We start from the raw sequence: 304 nt of genomic DNA, 5'->3' as shown, positions 1-304 counted from the left end.
AGCTACAATTCTCCCATCACTTGTAATAGCCGTTCCATATGGTCCATTTACACCTGTGGAAGAATACCCTAATCCATTTAAGTTCCATTGCCAAACCTTTTTAGCGCTCTTTTCATCTTTCGTATCCATAATTAAAATACGATCTGGATAAAAGCGCACATGTCCTCCAAACCCTGAATTTATAAGACTTGTGGCATTTGCTTTTGCTGCATCCAAAATAGAGCTTGGCATATTTGACACTTCTTCTTGTACCAGGTCAACCTTACGGGAAACATCTGTAAAGGATTCTTTGAAGTTACCGATT

At 38.8% G+C, this 304-nt stretch carries 1 pseudogene; it reads right to left on the bottom strand.

Annotated features, from left to right (window positions below):
* Positions 1-304 (bottom strand): annotated as a pseudogene (locus ACQGS6_RS29570) (phage tail spike protein); the annotation flags it as partial.

The sequence above is a fragment of the Bacillus sp. GMs2/2 genome (genome assembly GCF_050172095.1).
GTDB lineage: Bacteria > Bacillota > Bacilli > Bacillales > Bacillaceae_G > Bacillus_A > Bacillus_A cereus.
Note: the sequence above shows the minus strand (reverse complement) of the source record. Positions and strands in the feature narration are given on the sequence as shown.